Origin of the sequence: Microbulbifer sp. Q7 (genome assembly GCF_001639145.1) — a bacterium.
Lineage (GTDB): Bacteria > Pseudomonadota > Gammaproteobacteria > Pseudomonadales > Cellvibrionaceae > Microbulbifer.
In genome coordinates, this window is record NZ_LROY01000002.1 from 453977 (window position 1) to 471411 (window position 17435).

A 17435-nucleotide genomic window follows, 5' to 3' on the forward strand; every position below is an offset into this window, starting at 1 on the left:
AAGGCTGGGAGAAACAGCCGACACTGATACAATAGCCGGTAATTGACCGCCGGGGCCTGTCTTCGGCGTGTAAGCGCACCACCCAGCAGGCCTTGCCAGATTGTGCGAAGGCCATTTCACCGGCGTAAACCGGTTCTGGGACGTGCATCTGATACGCCTATAAAGAGGTAAAGGGGACACCGAGCCAATGCCATTGACCATGAACCCCCGGGGGCTAGTCTGTTTCGCGCTGTTGCTGGCGGCACTGTTTGTGGCACTGCCCGCGTCGGCGCGGGTAATGCCAGATCTGTATGAAGTGAATGAAGCGGTGCCCAGCCGCGGTACCACGGACCGCGCTGCGGCCACCAGCCGGGGCCTGGAGCGGGTGTTTGTACGGGTGACCGGAAACCAGACGGTGGGCAGCAGCCCCAAGCTGGCACCGGTGCTGGAACAGGCCCAGAAGTACGTGCAGGGCTACCGCTATGACACCGTCGATAACCAGCTCTATGTGCGCCTGACGTTTGACCCCCAGGCGGTCAATGATCTGGTGCACCAGCTGCAATTGCCCCTGTGGCCCAATAATCGCCCGGGTACTCTGGTGTGGATGGCGGTGGATACCCTGCAGGGTGGCCGCGACACCTTGCGCCAGGAGGACTACCCGGAACTGTTCGGTCTGCTCGACGGGCTGGCCATGGAGCGCGGGTTGCCACTGGACTTCCCGGTAATGGATCTCAATGACCAGCGCAATATGCCCCTCGGCGCCCTGTGGGCACAGGACGAGAGCGCGGCACAGCGCGCCGGCGTGCGTTATCGTCCGGATGCGACCCTGATGGGGCGCCTGCTGCAGACTTCCGGGCAGCGCTGGCAGGCTAACTGGCTGCTGATCCACGGTGGCCGCAGCTATGCTTTCGATGCCAGCGGTACCTCGCTGGAAGAAGTGGCCCTGCGCGGTGTGAATGAGGCTGCGAACCGCCTCGCAGAACGCTATGCGGTGCGCACCGACGACACCGGCGTGACCAGCGCGGTACTGGTGGAAATTTCCGGTGTGCGCAGTTTTGCGGACTACTCCGCGGCCACCAGTTACTTGCAGGGGTTGGCCCAGGTCAGCAGCGCAGATGTGCTGTCGGTCAATGGCGATCGCCTGACGCTGGCGCTGACCACGAGCACTCAGCTGGAATCCCTGCGGGATGTGCTCGCTTTGAACCGCAATTTGCAACTGGCAAACGACGAGGGGCTGGTGGATTTGACCGGTTATCGCGCGCCCCTGGGCAGTGCCCAGAATCCCTTGCGCTACAGCTGGCAGTAATACCCGTGGCCGATAGCAGTCAATCTGGTGGTGTCCCGCAGCAGCTCTCGCTGGGGGTGTCTCTGCGCGATGACGCCACCTTTGCCAATTTTTTCCAGTCCCCCGACGATGGCAACCGCCAGGTGGTAGGCCTGCTGCGCGCATTCGCCAGTGGTGAAAGTCCCGAGCAGGCCGTGTACCTGTGGGGCGAACCGGGCAGCGGGGTAACGCACCTGCTGCAAGCGGTTTGCCAGGTAGCAGAGGCGGCAGGGCGCAGCTTTCAGTATCTGCCGTTGGCGGAGCTGATCGAGGCCGAGCCGGAGGTGATCGTCGACGGGCTGGAGTTTCTCGACCTGGTCTGTATCGACGACCTGCAACTGATCGAGGGGCGAGCAAACTGGCAGACCGCCCTGTTTCATCTATACAACCGATTGCGCGACGGCGGTCGCCAGCTGATCCTCGGGGCGCGCAAGTCTCCGCGCGGCCTCGTGCTGGATCTCGCCGACCTGCACTCGCGTTTGCAGTGGGGCCTCACCTTCCAATTACACCCGTTGAGTGATGCCGACAAACTGGCGGCGCTGCGCCAGCGCAGCCGCCTGCGGGGCTTCGACTTGCCGGAAGACGTGGCCCAATACATATTGCATCGGGCACCGCGGGACACCCGCGCGCTCTTCGCCTGCCTGGAGCAGCTGGACCGGGCGTCTCTTCAGGCCCAGCGCAAAATTACAATTCCCTTCGTTAAACAGGTTCTGAATATCTGAACCTGCCTCCGGAAAAAGGCCGCGGCAATTGCCCGGCCTTTTCTTCATTTGCTTCTACACTGTAGTCATTAATGTGTATTTTCCCGCCGGCTTTGGTGCCGGTGTTGCGGATAACGCTTTCGATAACGTTGGTAAATAGTGGAGGAATGCATGTTCCGGATTGCCCGAAAAATGGTAGTAGGCTGCGGTTGCGCCGCGGTGATCGCGGGGCTGGCAATGTCAGCCAGCGCGGAAACCGTGGTCAGTGTGTTGAAAGTCGACAGCAAGGGGGTGGGTACCATGCTGGGCACGGTGACCATCTCCGAGACTCCCTACGGACTGGTGTTTACCCCCAACCTGAAAGGGCTGCCCCACGGACTGCACGGGTTCCATTTGCACCAGAATGGCAGCTGTGAGCCCGGGGAAAAAGACGGCAAGATGGTGCCCGCGTTGTCGGCGGGTGGTCACTACGACCCGAAAAAGACCGGCAAGCATGGGTTGCCATGGGGCGACGGCCATTTGGGTGACCTGCCACCGCTGTATGTGGACAGCGATGGCCGGGCCACATCGCCGGTACTGGCGCCCCGCGTGAAAGTTGCCGACCTCAAGGGGCGTGCGCTGATGATCCATGCCGGCGGCGATAACTTCTCGGACCAGCCCAAGCCCCTTGGCGGCGGCGGTGCGCGCGTTGCCTGCGGCGTGATTCAATAGGCGGGTTCGCCTTCCGCGAGGTTGGGGCCATAGGCCCGGGGACACTGACTGCTTGCGGCCGTTCCATCCAGCGGCTGGAACAGGTCATCAAAGCAGCGCGGTAGCGGCCAGACAGGTTTGCGAATATTCAGGCCCTGCTGCGGTGTGCAGGGCGCGCCATCTCCGGGCACACACCAGTTTGCAGGCTCCACCTGCGGCGCCTGATTGCGTGTGTGACGGAATTCAGACACTGCGTGATACACCAGCCGGCGCGCGCGGTTGAGGCTGCCCAGGGGCTCCCAGGCGCCCACGCCACGCCAGGGACTCATTGACAGGTTTTCGCAGAATTGCTGTTGCGCTTCCCCGGTAAATGTCTGCGGCGGGATATGAAGTCGCGCGACGGGTATGAAAGGCGCTTTTTCTTCCTCCCAGATTACCGTGGCGTCATCCAGTGGCATCTGGTCGGCAGAGGCTTCGGCTGGCCGAGGTTGCACCATGAATTCGAAACAGGCGGAGCCCGATTTAAGGGTATCGGCCATTTGTCGGGTTAAAAAGTCGTCCGCAGCGGTGTCGACGGTGGCCGGGTAGTGGGCACCGGGGCAGGGCCGGCTGGAAAACTTAACGGTGGTCTCCCCCAGCCGATAGGGCAGCATGGAGAAATACTGCTCTGCGAGCGGGGTGTCGATTTTTGACGATACCGTCTGATAGGCCCGGATCGTTTCTTTCAGGTGCAGCCGCGGCGGCCACAGGTTGAAAAACCAGCCTTTGCGGTCCAGCCTCGCCAGATGTTGCATATTTTCGGCGTAGTCGAAAATGTTGCGATTAAAAAAGGCTGGCATATTGGTCATGATGAAGTCCTGATTCGCCCCGCCGGGGCCATCACCGCTGCCCAGCTCCGGGGCAATCACCGGGCCCTCTGCGCCCATGACCTTCACCGCCATGCCCCGCGCATCCCCCTCGCCATCTGGCTGTACCAGCATGTCCCCATTGGAAAACCGCACCCATGCCTGGTAGGTGTGCCCGGGGCTGGCAAATACACTGTGCTGAAACTGTGCGGGGATATCACCGTTCACCTCAAATTCCGCACGCACACAGCCCGTGGCCTTGGCATGGGCATCCCGACGGTAGAGATTGCCGTGGGCGGGACTGTTGTGCTGGTGGGCGATGCGGGAAATTTCACGGGCGGATGTGATGGCGGAGACAATCGCGGCCTGCTCGGCCGCGGAGATTTGCATGTCCAGTTGCTCGATGCTCGCTTCCACCGATTCGGCGACACCGGTTTCTGCGGTGCCCACAGACGGGTAAAAGGCCGTCGCTAGAAGGCAGGCGGTGAGCAGAAATCCTCGTGAGTACCGATTCACAGGGCAGCCTCCTTTGCCGTAGACGCGGAGGCAGTTACATGGCGAAACGCGTTACAGGCTTGCTCGCCGATGGCACTCGCCGGTGGCGCGGGGTATTGCGCCCAGTTCTGCGGGTCACCGCCCAGTGCTGCGCTGAAGTCCGGGTTCCCCATGACCTTCAGGTATTCGAGCAGCGCCATACGCTCGCCTTCGCGCAGCCGTCGTCCAATCCGCCCGGCCACATTGGCATCGGTGAACAGGTGTCCGGCATTGCTGTTGCCGGTTTGTGTGGTATCGAAGGTAAAGGTTCCCGGGCGATTGTCGGTGACATAGCCCAGCTTTTGCGGATTGTATTCGCGGTGACCAACGGCGAACTGCATCGGCCGCGCTTCCAGCGGCGAAAGCAGGTCGTAGATGGTGGGTACAGAGCCATTGTGCAGGAAGGGCGGCGTGGCCCAGACCCCGTGTAAGGGACGCGCTTTATAGGCGGTCTTGTTGGCGATACGAAATGGCACATTCAGGCCGTCGTAGTCGGCAATACCGTTGTTGTCACTGGACACACCGCTGTTTTCGTACAGCACGGGCACCAGCTTGTTCAGCAATAATTGCAGCCCGTCGCCGGCATTGACCTGTCGATTGCGCGCATCGTCGGGGTCGTCCGGGTTCTTGGCTACCAGCGGACCCGGGTCATAGGTGTGGTTGACGTAGTTCTCGGCGGCGGTGGGGTCGGTGCCGATGACCTGCACATCAATCCAGGGAATGGCCCACAGGGATTCCCGCCAGTCTTCCCGCACCGGGCGATTGGCTGTGTCGTAGGAAATTTGCCCGGACATATCCCACTGCCAGTTCACACTGCGCTGGCTCCCCGGGTTTTCCCCGGGCCCGGCGGCCAGTTGCCACGCATAAGGCTTCGACGGATGAGGGCCGTGGCAGTGGGCGCATTGATCGGCGAACAGGTCCTTGCCGCGGCGCGCCTGTGCGATGTCAATGTTGCCCAGTACTTCCTCTGGCCATTTTGGTGGACGCAACTTGCGCAGGGTGGTTTCGATACACTGCATGCCCTGCACATTGATGGTGGACTGGCCGAATTCTTCCTCCGGCAGCAGTGCACCAGCCTCGTCGACCAGCTTTACCGGAGCCATCACGCCCAGGCTCTCCCCTACGTTGCGGGCCATGGCCTGATTGGTAAACCCGGTGTACTGAACCCAGTCGAAGCGCCAGATATCCCACAGAAACGGGTAGCTCACCGGTGCATCGGCTGTCTTGTAATTCTCTTCGATGCCCAGGTTGTAGCCGAACACCACATTGCCGATTCGACCAACGGCGTCGGTACGCCCCCGGCCCTCGGTGGTGGGGAAATTTTTGGGGTTTCCCGGACCCGCCGCGAAGGTAAAGAAGCGCTCCCGGAATGCCGCGAATTCCTGCTTTAGCTGGTCTCGCTTGGCCGGGTCCTCACCGGCAATGGCGTCCGCAAACCGGTTCCACTTCAGCGGGTTAAAGCGCATCTCCAGCGCGGTTGCGCCGATGGAGTGTGTAAATTCCCCGGGCGCGCCGGTGGACATACCGTGAATCGCCTGGCCGCCGTCTACCCGCAGGGCGATACCGTTGTAGTGCAGCTCGCCGGTATGGCAGAGCGCGCAGCCCAGGTCCAGACGCACGGAGTCGTCTGTAGGATTTACATGGCGGCCCATGCCAACCGGGTGCATGCCGGTATTCTGTGCCGGGTCATCCCCGGACTCGACAATAAATCCCCAGCCGCGCAGATTCTCCGGGCTGGCCAGTTTTTCCCGGGAGAACGGCAGTTCCAGAGCCTTCAGCCATTCGTAGTGCAGGCCCTGTAATTCGGTGCCCTGGGGTGTGTTGTAAAACAGCTGGCGATCTTGCTCTGACCACCCCTGGTCCAGGTAGCGCACCTCGCGGATGTGTTCCTTGACGAGGTTGGGTTCGAGGAATTTTTGGGCAAGGGTGCAGCCGGTGAGAGCCAGGCCACTTGAAAAAGCCAGCCACAGTGCCAGCTTGCCAGTACGAAAATCCATTTGCGTCCAGTTCCGGAAAATTGATTATTGTTCTTGCCGGTATGTAAAACACGGCCGAAGACGCATTGTAAATGGGGAACGGGGAAAAGAAAAAGCCGGGGCATTGCTGCCCCGGCTTGTGCGCTCTTGGAAGGAGCTGCCTATTTATGGTGTGTATCGATCGGCTACAGATCGAAGCCAAAACCGATACCACCACCGGCCTCGCTGCCACTGAAGGCACCACCAAAGCTAATCCGGCCGCTCTCTCCCAGTGGACGACCGTAGCCAATCGACACGGCGCTTTCGCCGTTCAACCAACCGGCCCCTACAGAGATTCGCCCGCGACATTCATTCCAGTCCCGCCAGTTCTTACAGCTGGAGCCACCGGCGTTGATTGCGGTTTGCTGCATGGCGATACCCATGGCACCGATGCGGTCCACGCGGGTGTTGGTCTGGTTCAGACGCTGGTCGAAGTCATCCATGCGACTGTTGAATTGCTGCAAACCCCGGAAATTGAACCCGGCGATTTCAGCGACGCGCTGGTCGGTATAGCGATTGGCCTGTTGCAGCGTTTGCGCAGAACTACGGTCGGTATACGCGTTGGACTTGCTCAATGTCTGCTGGTTGCCATCGGTGATTTTCTGCATCAACTGATTGCTTGAGCTAGTCACCTGCTGGTCGGTGTAGGTGTTGGCTTTTTGCAGGGTCTGCTGGTCACCGTCGGTGATTTTCTGCATCAGCTGGTTACTGGAGTCGGTCACCTGCTGGTCGGTGTAGGTGTTGGCCTGCTGCAGGGTCTGCTGGTCACCATCGGTGATTTTCTGCATCAGCTGGTTGCTGGAGTCGGTCACCTGCTGATCGGTGTAGTTGTTGGCGTTGGTGAGTGTTTGCTGATCACCATCGGTAATCTGTTGAGTGAGGGTTTGGTCCAAATTAGTAACAGCGTTGTCCGTGTACTGATTTGCCTGCTGCAGGGTATCCGCTGTTTGCTGATCGGTGTAGGTGTTGGCCTGCTGCAGGGTCTGCTGGTCACCGTTGGTGATCTGCTGGCTCAGGCTGTTGTTGAGGGTAGTGATTTCACCATCGGTGTAGGTTTTGGCGTCGGTCAGCGTCTGAGTATCACCATCGGTGATTTTTTGCATCAAGTCCTGGTTTTGTTGATCCAGCTGATCCACATTTACCGCGTCGGTGCCATTCTGCCCTTCGGCCACATTGACGATACGCCGCTCACTACCGCTGTCACCAACGGACACGGTGTTCGCTTCCGATGCCAGCGAACCGGCACCCAGTGCCACCGCGTTGTCTCCGGTAGCCTGAGCATTACTGCCAAGCGCCGTTGCGTTGCTGACACCGGCTACCGCGCCATGGCCGGTGGCCGTGCTGCCAGCGCCAACGGCGAAGGTATTCGATCCGACGGCGGTACTTTCGGCACCGATCGCATCTGCCTGTGCGCCAAGCGCGGTGCTGGTTGCTCCTGAGGCCGCGGACAGGTTGCCGAGGGCGGTGGCATCCGCTGCCGTGGCCCTGGCTTCCTGGCCCACGGCGGTCGCGCGTGCAGCTTGGGCGGCGGAGTTCTGTCCCACGGCGAGGGAGGATTCACCGCTGGCATTGGCGGTTTCACCCAGGGCGGTGGCGTTGTTGGCCGTCGCCTGTGCGTCTTGGCCCAGGGCGGTGCTTTCAGTGCCCGAGGCGCTGGCATTGGCACCCACGGCGGTGGCGGATAGTTGCGAGGCAGAAGAGCCAAGGCCCAGAGCGGTAGTGTTTGTGGCGGTGGCCTGCGCATTTTGCCCAAAGGCACTGGCGCCTTCGGCCTGGGCCCGTGACGCGGCGCCCACCGCGGTACTATTCTCGCCAGATGCGTCGGACTGACCGCCCAGTGCGGTTGCGGAGGCTGCGCTGGCGGTGGCTTCCTGCCCCAAAGCTACCCCGTTGGTAGCCGTGGGGGAGACTGCCGCATCCTGACCCACGGCAGTGCTGTTTTCGGCCAAGGCTTCCGCGCCCTCACCTACCGCCGTACTATTTTGCGCTTCAGCCGTGCTCCCTTCACCGAGGGCGGTGGAGGCGGCCCCCGAAGCGGTGCTGGCGGCGCCGATAGCGGTGCTGGCTTCCCCTGAGGCGAGGCTCGCCGCACCAATGGCAGTGCTTTCTTCTCCCGACGCGCGGGACTCTGCTCCGTACGCGCTGGCGTTGGTTTGTGTTGCGGCGGAGCTGTTACCGGTGGCGGTAGAGGCTGTGCCACTGGCAGTGGCACCGGCACCAACGGCCGAGGCCGCGTCGCCCGAGGCGGTGGCATTTCTGCCAAAAGCCGAAGCGGAACTGCCGCTGGCTTCGGCATTATTACCAACCGCCACAGAGGCATTACCGCTGGCATCCGCATCGGTGCCACAGGCGACGGAGTTACCGCCGGTGGCGGTGGCGCCATCGCCCGTATTATTGGGTGCGCCCGCCTCCTCACAGACAAATTGCGCGTTGGCGCCATTGGCCATCGTGAGGTAGCACAGGGTGGTCGCTACTAGTTTGGCGATGGTGTTGGCGAGGTGCTTGCGAGGAAACTGTGGCTGCTTGGAGCGGGGCATAACTTCTTCCCTGATGTGGCGCGTTGGACGATGTTTGAGCATCCACTGCTCTAATTGGTCATATTTTAGTCAAGCAGGGGTTTGGTTTGCCTGCAACCGGGCTGGCGGGTGAAGCGGTGTCAGTGGCGTGGATGTATTTGGCTATGGCGCTTCGAGTGCTCAAGGGAGGGCGGTCGAGCGGGGGGCGAGCGGTAGAAGGACGGTGCGGAAAGGCGCCCGCCAATTCGTGTGAATGGCGGGCGCCGAGGTTACCCGGCTGCGGAGTTGTCACCCCGCGGGGTAGACAAGTTTACTGCGCGGCGGCTGTGTCTTGCTTACTAGCAACCCACTCGCCAACCAGTTCCTCCAGCACATCCAGTGGCACCGCACCATTGGCCAGCACCACGTCGTGGAATTCGCGGATATCGAACTTGTCACCCAGTTGCTGCTTGGCATTTTCACGCAGTTCGACAATTTTCATCATGCCGATTTTGTACGCGGTGGCCTGGCCCGGCATCACGATGTAGCGCTCGATGGCCTTGACCACATCCCCCTGGGGGTTGGGGCTGTTTTCTGCCAGCCAGTCGATGGTTTCTTCGCGGGTCCATTTCTTGCTGTGCAGGCCGGTGTCGACCACCAGACGGCAGGCGCGCCACAGTTCCATCGCCAGGCGGCCAAAGTCGGAGTAGGGGTCTTCGTACAGGCCGATTTCCTTGGGCACCAGCTCCGAGTACAGGCCCCAGCCTTCGGTGTAAGCGGTATAGCCACCGAATTTGCGGAAGCTGGGTACGTTTTCCAGCTCCTGCATGATGGACAGTTGCATATGGTGGCCGGGCACACCTTCGTGGTAGGCGAGCGCCTCCATCTGGTATACGGGCATGCTGCTCATCTTGTACAGGTTGGCGTAGTAAATACCCGGGCGTGAGCCATCCGGCGCAGGGCGCTGGTAAAAGGCCTTGCCGGCGGATTTTTCACGGAAGGGTTCCACCGCTTTGACGATCAGATCCGCCTTGGGCTTGGTGATAAACAGCTCGTCCAGGCGCTGCTTCATATTATCGATCATCGCCGTGGCTTCTTTGAGGTAGCGCTGTTTGCCTTCCTCGGTTTCCGGGTAGTAGAACTGCTCATCGGTGCGCATGAATTCGAAGAATTCCTGCAGGGAGCCATCAAACTTCACCGTCTTCATGATCTCGCGCATTTCGTCGTGAATGCGCTTCACCTCGTCCAACCCTTTCTGGTGGATTTCGTCGGCGCTCATGTCGGTGGTGGTGTAGACATTCAGGCGGTGCTGATAGTACTTGTCGCCGTCGGGCAGTTTCCAGGCGCCGTCGTCGGTAGTGGCTACTTTCTCCAGTTCCGTCAGGTAACCATTGAGCTTTTCATAGGCAGGCTTGACGCTGTCCAGTAGTGCTGATTTGGCTTGTTCGATCAGCGCCGATTTTTCCTCGGCAGCAATTTCCAGTTTCTCGACCTTGCCCTTGAAGTCGGCAAACAGGGTGCTGTCTTTGCCGTCGTCAAACGGCGCGCCGGTAATCAGGTTGTTGCCATCGCTGATCACGTAGGGGAAGACAAATTTCGGCACGATGACGCCTTTGTCGGCGCGTTCTTTCAGGTTGGCAATCAGTTGCTCAAAGTGCGTCGGCAGGGCATTCAGGCGGGAGATATAGGCTTCTGCATCGGAAACACTGTCGATGCGGTGCTGGTTGATCAGCAGGGAGGCCGCACTGGTGTGCACCGCGTACATCTGATTGACCGGGTAAGTGTGCAGTCGCCACTTCCAGCCTTCGATATCCTGCTCCAGGTTTCGAATGGCGAGCTCCAGGGAGAGGCGGGTAGCGTCGTCGAGCTGCTTGGGATCAATTTTTTTCAGGTCCGCCAGCTGGCGCTTTTTAATCTCGTGGGTTTCTTTTTCAAAAGCGGGGGAAATGTCGTCCCACTTGTCGTAACCGTCCTTCATGCCCAGGAAGGTCTTAAACTCCGGGCTGCGATTGAGATGGGTCTGGAACTGTTCTTCAAAAAGCTGGTTGGTTTTTTCGATGACTTCGGGGTTGCCGCCGCCGGTTGTATCAGAGGTGTCGGCATTGTTGCCCTTGGCCTGATCGGCGACCTGGGCAGAGTCCGCAGCCGAAGACTCCGGCGTGTTCGTTTGTTCGCGGTCACAACCTGTGATGGCCAGCGCGCTTATGGCGGCTGCCAGCAGAGTCAGCTTGAGTTTCATGGTGTTATCTCAACGTCAGTGAATAAAGGGTTTGAGGGTTCAGTGTTGTAACCATTCGCGGCAGTGGTTGCAAATTTTAGGGCGGAGTGGTCACTTTTTGGTCGAATGAAGTGGCGGGTAGCAGGTTACCGGCACAAAAAAGCGGGCCACCGGGGCCCGCTTTCGACTTCACTGATACGATTCAGTGATCAGGCAAAGTTCTGGTTCGCGAAGTCCCAGTTTACCAGTGCCCAGAATGCTTCCATGTACTTCGGACGCGCATTGCGGTAGTCAATATAGTAGGCGTGTTCCCACACGTCGCAAGTCAGCAGCGGGGTTACGCTGTCGTCGGTCAGTGGGGTTTCGGCGTTGGAGGTGTTCACGATGGCTACAGAGCCGTCGGACTTCTTCACCAGCCAAGTCCAGCCGGAGCCGAAGTTGTTTACCGCGCTTGCGGTGAACTCTTCTTTGAATTTGTCGAAGGAACCGAAGGCCGCATTGATGGCTTCGGCTACTGCGCCAGTGGCAGCACCGCCGCCGTTGGGGCTCAGGCAGTTCCAGTAGAAGGTGTGGTTCCAGATCTGCGCGGCATTGTTGAATACGCCACCAGAGGAAGATTTGATGACGTCTTCCAAAGACTTGTCGGCGTCCGGGGTACCGTCCAGCAGACCGTTGAGCTTGTCCACGTAGGTCTTGTGGTGTTTGCCGTAGTGGAATTCCAGAGTTTCCTGAGAGATGTGCGGCTGAAGCGCGTCCATAGCATAGGGAAGTTCGGGGAGAACGTGTGCCATGTAATATTCCTTCCTTTGTCCGGGACCTGTACCGACCCAAGTACGGTAGTAGGTCTGTTATTGGTGGCAGGCATTCTACACCCGCTTGGTGTCATTATTAAGCCGTTGGAATGCGTGGAAACGCCCCCATAGAGGCAAAACGTGCTGTGATTTGCGGTTAATTTCGAGAATGATTATCAATAACGGAATGTTCCCGGAGTTCCGTTGTCCTATTCTGATAACAGTAACCGCTTACTTTTTCGTCAATTTTTGGTATAACTGCCGCCTATTTCTACCGATTGCCGGCCCGAACTGGCCGCATCCCAACGCAGGACGACATCATGCAACGCAGAGAGCCCACATTCGATGGCAGCAGCGCATCTTCTATGGACCCTCAGATCGCCAATAGCCCGGCGGCTGGCCGGCCACGCCATGCCCCGCCCCCCCCGCCGGCTGCCGAGTCATCCTCCGGTGGTGGGTCTTCTTTCCTCGCGATTGTGGCACTTTTGCTCGGCCTCGCGGGTGTTGGCGGCGCCGGCTTCCTGTACACCCAGTGGCAGGACACGCGGGTACAGCTGGTGGATGCGGAAGCGCGCATCGTGCAGCTGGAGAAGCGATTCGAGATGTCTGGCGAAGAGTCCGCGGCCTCGGTTGAAGTGCTCAATGCCAAGGTGAAGGAAAACGCCTCTGAGATCCGCAAGCTGTGGGGCGTGTCTTACGACACTAACCGCAAGAGTATTGCCGCTAACAAGGCGACCGCAGACGCGGCCAAAAAAGACGTGGCGGCGCTTTCCAGCAAGATCAAGAGCTTCGAAAGCAGCCTGAAGAAGGTGTCCGCGCTCGAGAGTGATATCGCCAAGCTGAAAGAGTCCACGGTGAGCGCCTCTCGTGAAACTAAAGACAAGGTAGCGAGCCTGGAACGCCAGCTGTCCTCCGTGCGCGCAGACCTGACTGCCCGTGTGGGTGCCAACGAGGAAGCGGTCCAGTCTATTGATAGCTACCGCCGCACCGTGAACAAGGATCTGGTACAGCTGCGCGACGCGATTCGCAGCCTGCAGTCCAGCTCGACTACGGCATCTACCCCCTAATACGGGGTAGGGTGCTCGAGGAGGGTTTCGGGGCTACTTTGGCCCCGGAACCTGTTCAAGCGCAAAACAAACTTCGCCAATCGTTCTCATTTTCATCTGCGCTGCCTGTGCAGGTAGATCCTTTTATATCCCTTCGCTCGCTCCATAACCCCAGTCCAACACTGTCGGCCAATTCGTGTAAAATCGCCGCCTTCGAGACGAGAGACAACCGGAGCCGGCAATGACGATTATCCGCCAGGACGACCTGATCGACAGCGTGGCCGACGCGCTGCAGTTCATTTCTTACTACCACCCGCAAGATTTTATCCAGGCCCTCAACAAGGCCTATGAGAAGGAAGCCAACCCGGCGGCGAAAGACGCCATGGCGCAGATCCTGATCAACTCCCGTATGTGTGCCCAGGGCCACCGCCCCATCTGCCAGGACACCGGCATCGTGACCGTCAAGCTCAAGGTGGGCATGAACGTGCAGTGGGACGCGGAGATGAGCGTGACCGATATGGTCAATGAAGGTGTCCGCCGGGCTTACAACAACCCGGATAACGTGCTGCGCGCGTCCATCCTGGAAGACCCAGACGGCGCCCGTAAGAATACCGGTGACAACACCCCGGCGGTGATTCACTACGAAATCGTGCCCGGCGACAACGTCGATGTGTACGTAGCGGCCAAAGGCGGCGGCAGTGAAGCCAAAAGTAAATTTGCCATGCTGAACCCGTCTGACTCCGTCGTCGACTGGGTTCTGGAGATGGTGCCGAAGATGGGTGCCGGCTGGTGCCCGCCCGGTATGCTGGGTATCGGTGTTGGCGGTACTGCCGAGAAGGCGATGCTGCTAGCGAAAGAATCCCTGCTGGACCCGATCGACATTCAGGAGCTGCAGGAGCGCGGTGCGTCCAACCGTGCCGAAGAACTGCGCCTGGAACTGTTCGACAAGGTCAACAAGCTGGGCATCGGCGCCCAGGGCCTGGGTGGCCTCACCACCGTGCTGGATGTGAAAGTCAAAGACTTCCCCACCCACGCCGCCAACAAGGCTGTGGCCATTATTCCCAACTGCGCGGCCACCCGCCACACCCACTTCACCCTCGACGGTTCCGGCGCTGCGCGCCAGACGCCGCCGAAGCTGGAAGATTGGCCGGAAATCACCCGTGAAGCGGGCGGTAACACCCGCCGTGTCAATCTGAATGAAGTGACGGCGGAAGATGTTCTCAGCTGGCAGCCCGGCGACACTTTGTTGCTGAACGGCAAGATGCTGACCGGTCGTGACGCCGCGCACAAAAAGATGGTGGATATTCTGGCCAAGGGCGAAAAGCTGCCGGTAGACCTAAGCGGCCGCTTTATTTACTACGTGGGTCCGGTAGATCCGGTGCGTGAAGAAGTGGTTGGCCCTGCAGGCCCCACCACCGCTACCCGCATGGACAAATTCACCCGCACCATGCTGGAAGAAACCGGCCTGCTGGGCATGATCGGTAAAGCCGAACGCGGCCCAACTGCGATTGAGGCGATCCGCGATAACAAAGCGGTTTACCTGATGGCCGTCGGAGGCGCCGCTTACCTGGTGGCTCAGGCGATCAAGGATGCCAAGGTCATTGCCTTCCCGGAGCTGGGTATGGAAGCCATCTACGAATTCGAGGTGGAAGACATGCCGGTCACCGTCGCCGTGGACAGTAATGGTGAGTCGGTGCATAACACTGGCCCGGTAATCTGGAAGCACAAGATCGAAGAGGGTGCGGTGTAAGACCGCCTTCTCTCTACGGATACAAAAAAGGCCAGCCTCAATTATGAGACTGGCCTTTTTTGTATCCGTCGGAAGAGAGACAAAGTTGCTCTCACTTTATCGAATTGAGCATATTACATACAAAAAGTCCGGTGCTCAGCAGCCTATGGCTTGTGTGCACGGAGCAGGATAAGCTAAGTTACTGATTTCCAAAGGCTTCGGAAGAACAATGGAGCCATTTAAAAAAGAAGAACAAAAGCTATAGGCTTCTTTTTTTTGAGGTTGAGGTAAATTTGTCGGCTTAAGCTATTGATTTATATAGATATTCTGCGCTGTGTGGATAATAGTGTCGGTGAACAAAAGCCAAATGAACACAAGCCTTTGGCGTATGAATAAAACTGTTATGTGCCGAGACTTTCGAACCTATGAGTAACGATTACAAAAACTACAGCCGGAAGGAATTACTGGAGGCTCTAGACAGCATTGATAGGGATCGGTTTCCTGAGAGGTACCAGATGCTAGTAGAAGAGCTAAGAAGACCTGAGCGAAACAGTTCCGAGATCAAAGAGAAAGAAAGAATAGCGGAGAAAAGAGAACGCAGCGAATGCAAAGGAATTTTTATACTTTTAGTTTCCTCGTTCTTCTATTTATGGTCAATTTGGGTGGCATACAAACAACAGTTTTATCTAGGTCGTCATAAAGGACGCCTCATTACATTCGAAGATAATCCTGAAATTTTTGTTGCCATGGTGGTTTTAACCATTTGTATAGCTACATACCTCCTGTATTTAGGTATTAAGGTGCTAACAAGTGCCACTAAAAGCACATAACAATCGCAGGCAGTTTGCTCCGGCCCTACGGGCCTCCGCGGGACGTCTTACCTTGTGCACATTTTGCGCGGGTCGCTACGCTCCAATTTTCGCGCAAAATGCGCACAAGGTAAGCCGCCCCTGCTGTGGGCGTTATACGCAAATATGAACAATAGGTATCTACTTGGAGCAATAGCATTTTTGATTTTCGCTTGGGGAGGCGAAGCTGGTGGAAAAGCATTTAGTGGCGTCTACAGCTGGATCAAAAGTGACTTTAGCAATCCAGTGCCTGGTGAAATAACTAAATCGGAAATGACGTGGTCGTCGGGACGTTATGGAGGGCGAGCTCACTGGGATATTGAATATTTCTACGTGGCTGGCGGAAAAGAGCTTACTGGACATCGAGTGATGCCGTCTAGTTTCGGAATTGAGGTTAACGAAGTTCTCTCCAGTTATCCTGTAGGCAAAAAAGTTACTGTCTGGCATTCAGAATCAGACCTTCAAAGCTCAATGCTGGAGCCTAGAAGAATTAGTTTCATGGCATTTTTTGTTGTTGTAGTCTCTGTGGTACTACCAGCACTAATAACATTCGTGTGGCTTCGGCCACGCGTATAACAATGCGCTGCAGGCCGACGGCCAACTTTGTGCACTTTATGCGCGGTCGCTGCGCTCCCATTATCGCGCATAAAGCGCCCAAAATTGTCCGCGGCTGAGCGCGGCGTTATACAAGGTAAACAATGTTCATACTAAATAATAAAGATAATAGAGATTACAAAAGAATTTTCCCTGATGTAGGGGGGGTAGTTTTTGATCTCTCCGAAAAACAAATCAGCAATAAGGTGAATTCAGATTGGCTCGAAATTTCTGAAGGTGACTTGGCTTGTGTTATAAGTGCAAGCAGGAAAATGAGCACGATCTACAAGGTCAGCTCTCCAATAGAATATGGAGAGATAAAAGGAGAAAAGGGCGGCGTCTTGTACGTTATTACCGGTAAAGTCGTAGCAAAAGTACCGGGAGAACCTGAAATGACACCGCTTCTCAACAAGTTCAATGCGCTACACAAAAGGTTGCCAGGTAACCAATATTCAAACGGTTTCAATGTAGCGAACTTAGGCTCCCAGCTTGACACACTTCAAGTTAAGTCAAGAGATGGCTTGGTTAGTCTCGCGGAACTCAAGTGCCAAGAAATTGTATAACAAGGTGCGGCAGACCGACGGCTTACTTTGCGCGCTTTTTGCGCAGTCGCTACGCTCCTATTTTCGCGCAAAAACCACACAAAGTAAGCCGCCGCTGCGCACAGCGTTATAAACCCAAGTAACGAGAATAAAGTAGTACATCATGAATATACCTTTGACAGTAATCGGGCAGTTCATAATCATCTTTGCAGTAGTTATTGCGATCATCAGCTATTACCTTGGTAGAAGAAAAACAGAAACGCCTGTATTGGCCGCCGTACTTGGGGCGGTATTTTCTATCGTGCCTATTTTTGGCCTTATTTATGTTGTAGTTTTAATGTTTAAGCGCGATCTGGTTAAAGAGGGTGAGTCCCGAGCGTAATTCGGTTTATAACAAGGCCGGGCAATTCGCTCCGGGCCTTCGGCCCTCCGCGGGACAGCTTACCTTGCGCACGTTTTGCGCAGGTCGCTGCGCTCCCATTTTTGCGCAAAACGCGCACAAGGTAAGCTGCCCCTGCCGGCGGCGTTATGCAGCGGTATGAATATCGTTTAATAGAATTATGAGATTTGCATATGTTAGGACGGGTTGGAGTGTACAAAAACAAGATAATACCTAGAATTGCCGCAGGATTTTTTTTGCTCGGCAGCTCTTTAGCAGAATCAGAAAATGTAAGTGTTTTTGAGTGTAAGCTTCTATCCGAAAATTACATGGGACGGGTTGATTATTTAGATTTTAAAATAAGTAACCCAAGTCTTCCTAATCCAACAATTATCGGAGCAAACGGATCAGCGCCTCTTGAAGCTGTTGATGCTCCGAATAGCAAAAATTACGAATACTTCAAAGCATTTAAAGAGGTTCAGGGGCATCTTTATATTTTTTATAGATATAAAAAAGAGGATCGGCTTGTAGATAACGCCTTTAGAGTGCTTCATCTCCGCTGGGGAAAAGAAGAAAACGCATTCGAAGGGTTGTGTTTTCCCTCGTAACTGCATAACAAACAGCGGCAGGGCGACAGCCAACGCTACGCACTTTTTGTGTTACTCGCTGGCGCTCAAACATTAACACAAAACGCGCTCCGCGCTG

15 protein-coding genes are annotated in these 17435 nt (G+C 57.1%); 10 read left to right on the forward strand and 5 right to left on the reverse strand.

All coding sequences use genetic code 11. The annotated features are described in order from the left end of the window. Window positions 1–187: 187 nt before the first annotated feature. From AU182_RS07625 to sodC, 3 genes are all read left to right on the forward strand, one after another. Window positions 188–1285, forward strand: coding sequence for a DUF2066 domain-containing protein (locus AU182_RS07625; RefSeq protein ID WP_227718171.1), 1098 nt, complete (start codon window positions 188–190; stop codon window positions 1283–1285). Window positions 1286–1290: 5 nt separating this feature from the next. Beyond that, on the forward strand, window positions 1291–2025 hold the full coding sequence (hda, locus tag AU182_RS07630; protein ID WP_066963186.1) for a DnaA regulatory inactivator Hda: 735 nt from the start codon (window positions 1291–1293) through the stop codon (window positions 2023–2025). 150 nt (window positions 2026–2175) lie between these two features. Further along, window positions 2176–2715, forward strand: coding sequence for a superoxide dismutase family protein (gene sodC / locus AU182_RS07635; protein WP_153039174.1), 540 nt, complete (start codon window positions 2176–2178; stop codon window positions 2713–2715). On the opposite strand, the gene AU182_RS07640 is transcribed toward sodC, so the two are convergent. The 5 genes from AU182_RS07640 to AU182_RS07660 form a co-directional block, all read right to left on the reverse strand. Beyond that, window positions 2709–4055 carry a catalase family protein gene (locus AU182_RS07640; protein ID WP_227718172.1) on the reverse strand — a complete coding sequence of 449 codons (1347 nt, stop codon included), beginning with the start codon at window positions 4053–4055 and terminating at the stop codon, window positions 2709–2711. The two genes, sodC and AU182_RS07640, sit on opposite strands and share 7 nt — an antisense overlap. Beyond that, on the reverse strand, window positions 4052–6070 hold the full coding sequence (locus tag AU182_RS07645; RefSeq protein WP_066963189.1) for a di-heme-cytochrome C peroxidase: 2019 nt from the start codon (window positions 6068–6070) through the stop codon (window positions 4052–4054). Before AU182_RS07645 ends, AU182_RS07640 begins: the two co-directional genes overlap by 4 nt. A gap of 164 nt (window positions 6071–6234) precedes the next feature. Beyond that, window positions 6235–8625 carry a YadA-like family protein gene (locus AU182_RS07650; RefSeq protein ID WP_066963192.1) on the reverse strand — a complete coding sequence of 797 codons (2391 nt, stop codon included), beginning with the start codon at window positions 8623–8625 and terminating at the stop codon, window positions 6235–6237. Window positions 8626–8914: 289 nt separating this feature from the next. Beyond that, complete coding sequence (locus AU182_RS07655; protein ID WP_066963195.1) at window positions 8915–10822, reverse strand: DUF885 family protein; 1908 nt, start codon at window positions 10820–10822, stop codon at window positions 8915–8917. A 188-nt stretch (window positions 10823–11010) separates the two neighbouring features. Next, a complete protein-coding gene (locus AU182_RS07660) occupies window positions 11011–11592 on the reverse strand; it encodes a superoxide dismutase (RefSeq protein WP_066963198.1) in 582 nt (193 codons plus the stop codon). A 320-nt stretch (window positions 11593–11912) separates the two neighbouring features. Between AU182_RS07660 and AU182_RS07665 the strand changes: the two genes are divergently transcribed. From AU182_RS07665 to AU182_RS16490, 7 genes are all read left to right on the forward strand, one after another. Then, window positions 11913–12659: a hypothetical protein gene (locus AU182_RS07665; RefSeq protein ID WP_066963201.1), complete on the forward strand. Its 747-nt coding sequence runs from the start codon at window positions 11913–11915 to the stop codon at window positions 12657–12659. A 220-nt stretch (window positions 12660–12879) separates the two neighbouring features. Continuing rightward, the gene (locus tag AU182_RS07670; RefSeq protein WP_066963204.1) at window positions 12880–14388 is read left to right on the forward strand and encodes a fumarate hydratase; all 1509 of its coding nucleotides are present in this window, start codon (window positions 12880–12882) and stop codon (window positions 14386–14388) included. Between the two features lie 404 nt (window positions 14389–14792). Continuing rightward, window positions 14793–15197 (forward strand): hypothetical protein, encoded by a 405-nt coding sequence (locus AU182_RS07675; RefSeq protein WP_066963207.1) that lies wholly within the window; start codon window positions 14793–14795, stop codon window positions 15195–15197. Between the two features lie 144 nt (window positions 15198–15341). After that, window positions 15342–15791 (forward strand): DUF3592 domain-containing protein, encoded by a 450-nt coding sequence (locus AU182_RS16235; RefSeq protein ID WP_082859293.1) that lies wholly within the window; start codon window positions 15342–15344, stop codon window positions 15789–15791. Window positions 15792–15913: 122 nt separating this feature from the next. Further along, window positions 15914–16372: a hypothetical protein gene (locus AU182_RS07680; RefSeq protein WP_066963210.1), complete on the forward strand. Its 459-nt coding sequence runs from the start codon at window positions 15914–15916 to the stop codon at window positions 16370–16372. 142 nt (window positions 16373–16514) lie between these two features. Then, window positions 16515–16733 (forward strand): hypothetical protein, encoded by a 219-nt coding sequence (locus AU182_RS07685; RefSeq protein ID WP_066963212.1) that lies wholly within the window; start codon window positions 16515–16517, stop codon window positions 16731–16733. Window positions 16734–16942: 209 nt separating this feature from the next. Then, complete coding sequence (locus tag AU182_RS16490; RefSeq protein WP_153039175.1) at window positions 16943–17338, forward strand: hypothetical protein; 396 nt, start codon at window positions 16943–16945, stop codon at window positions 17336–17338. Window positions 17339–17435: the final 97 nt, after the last annotated feature.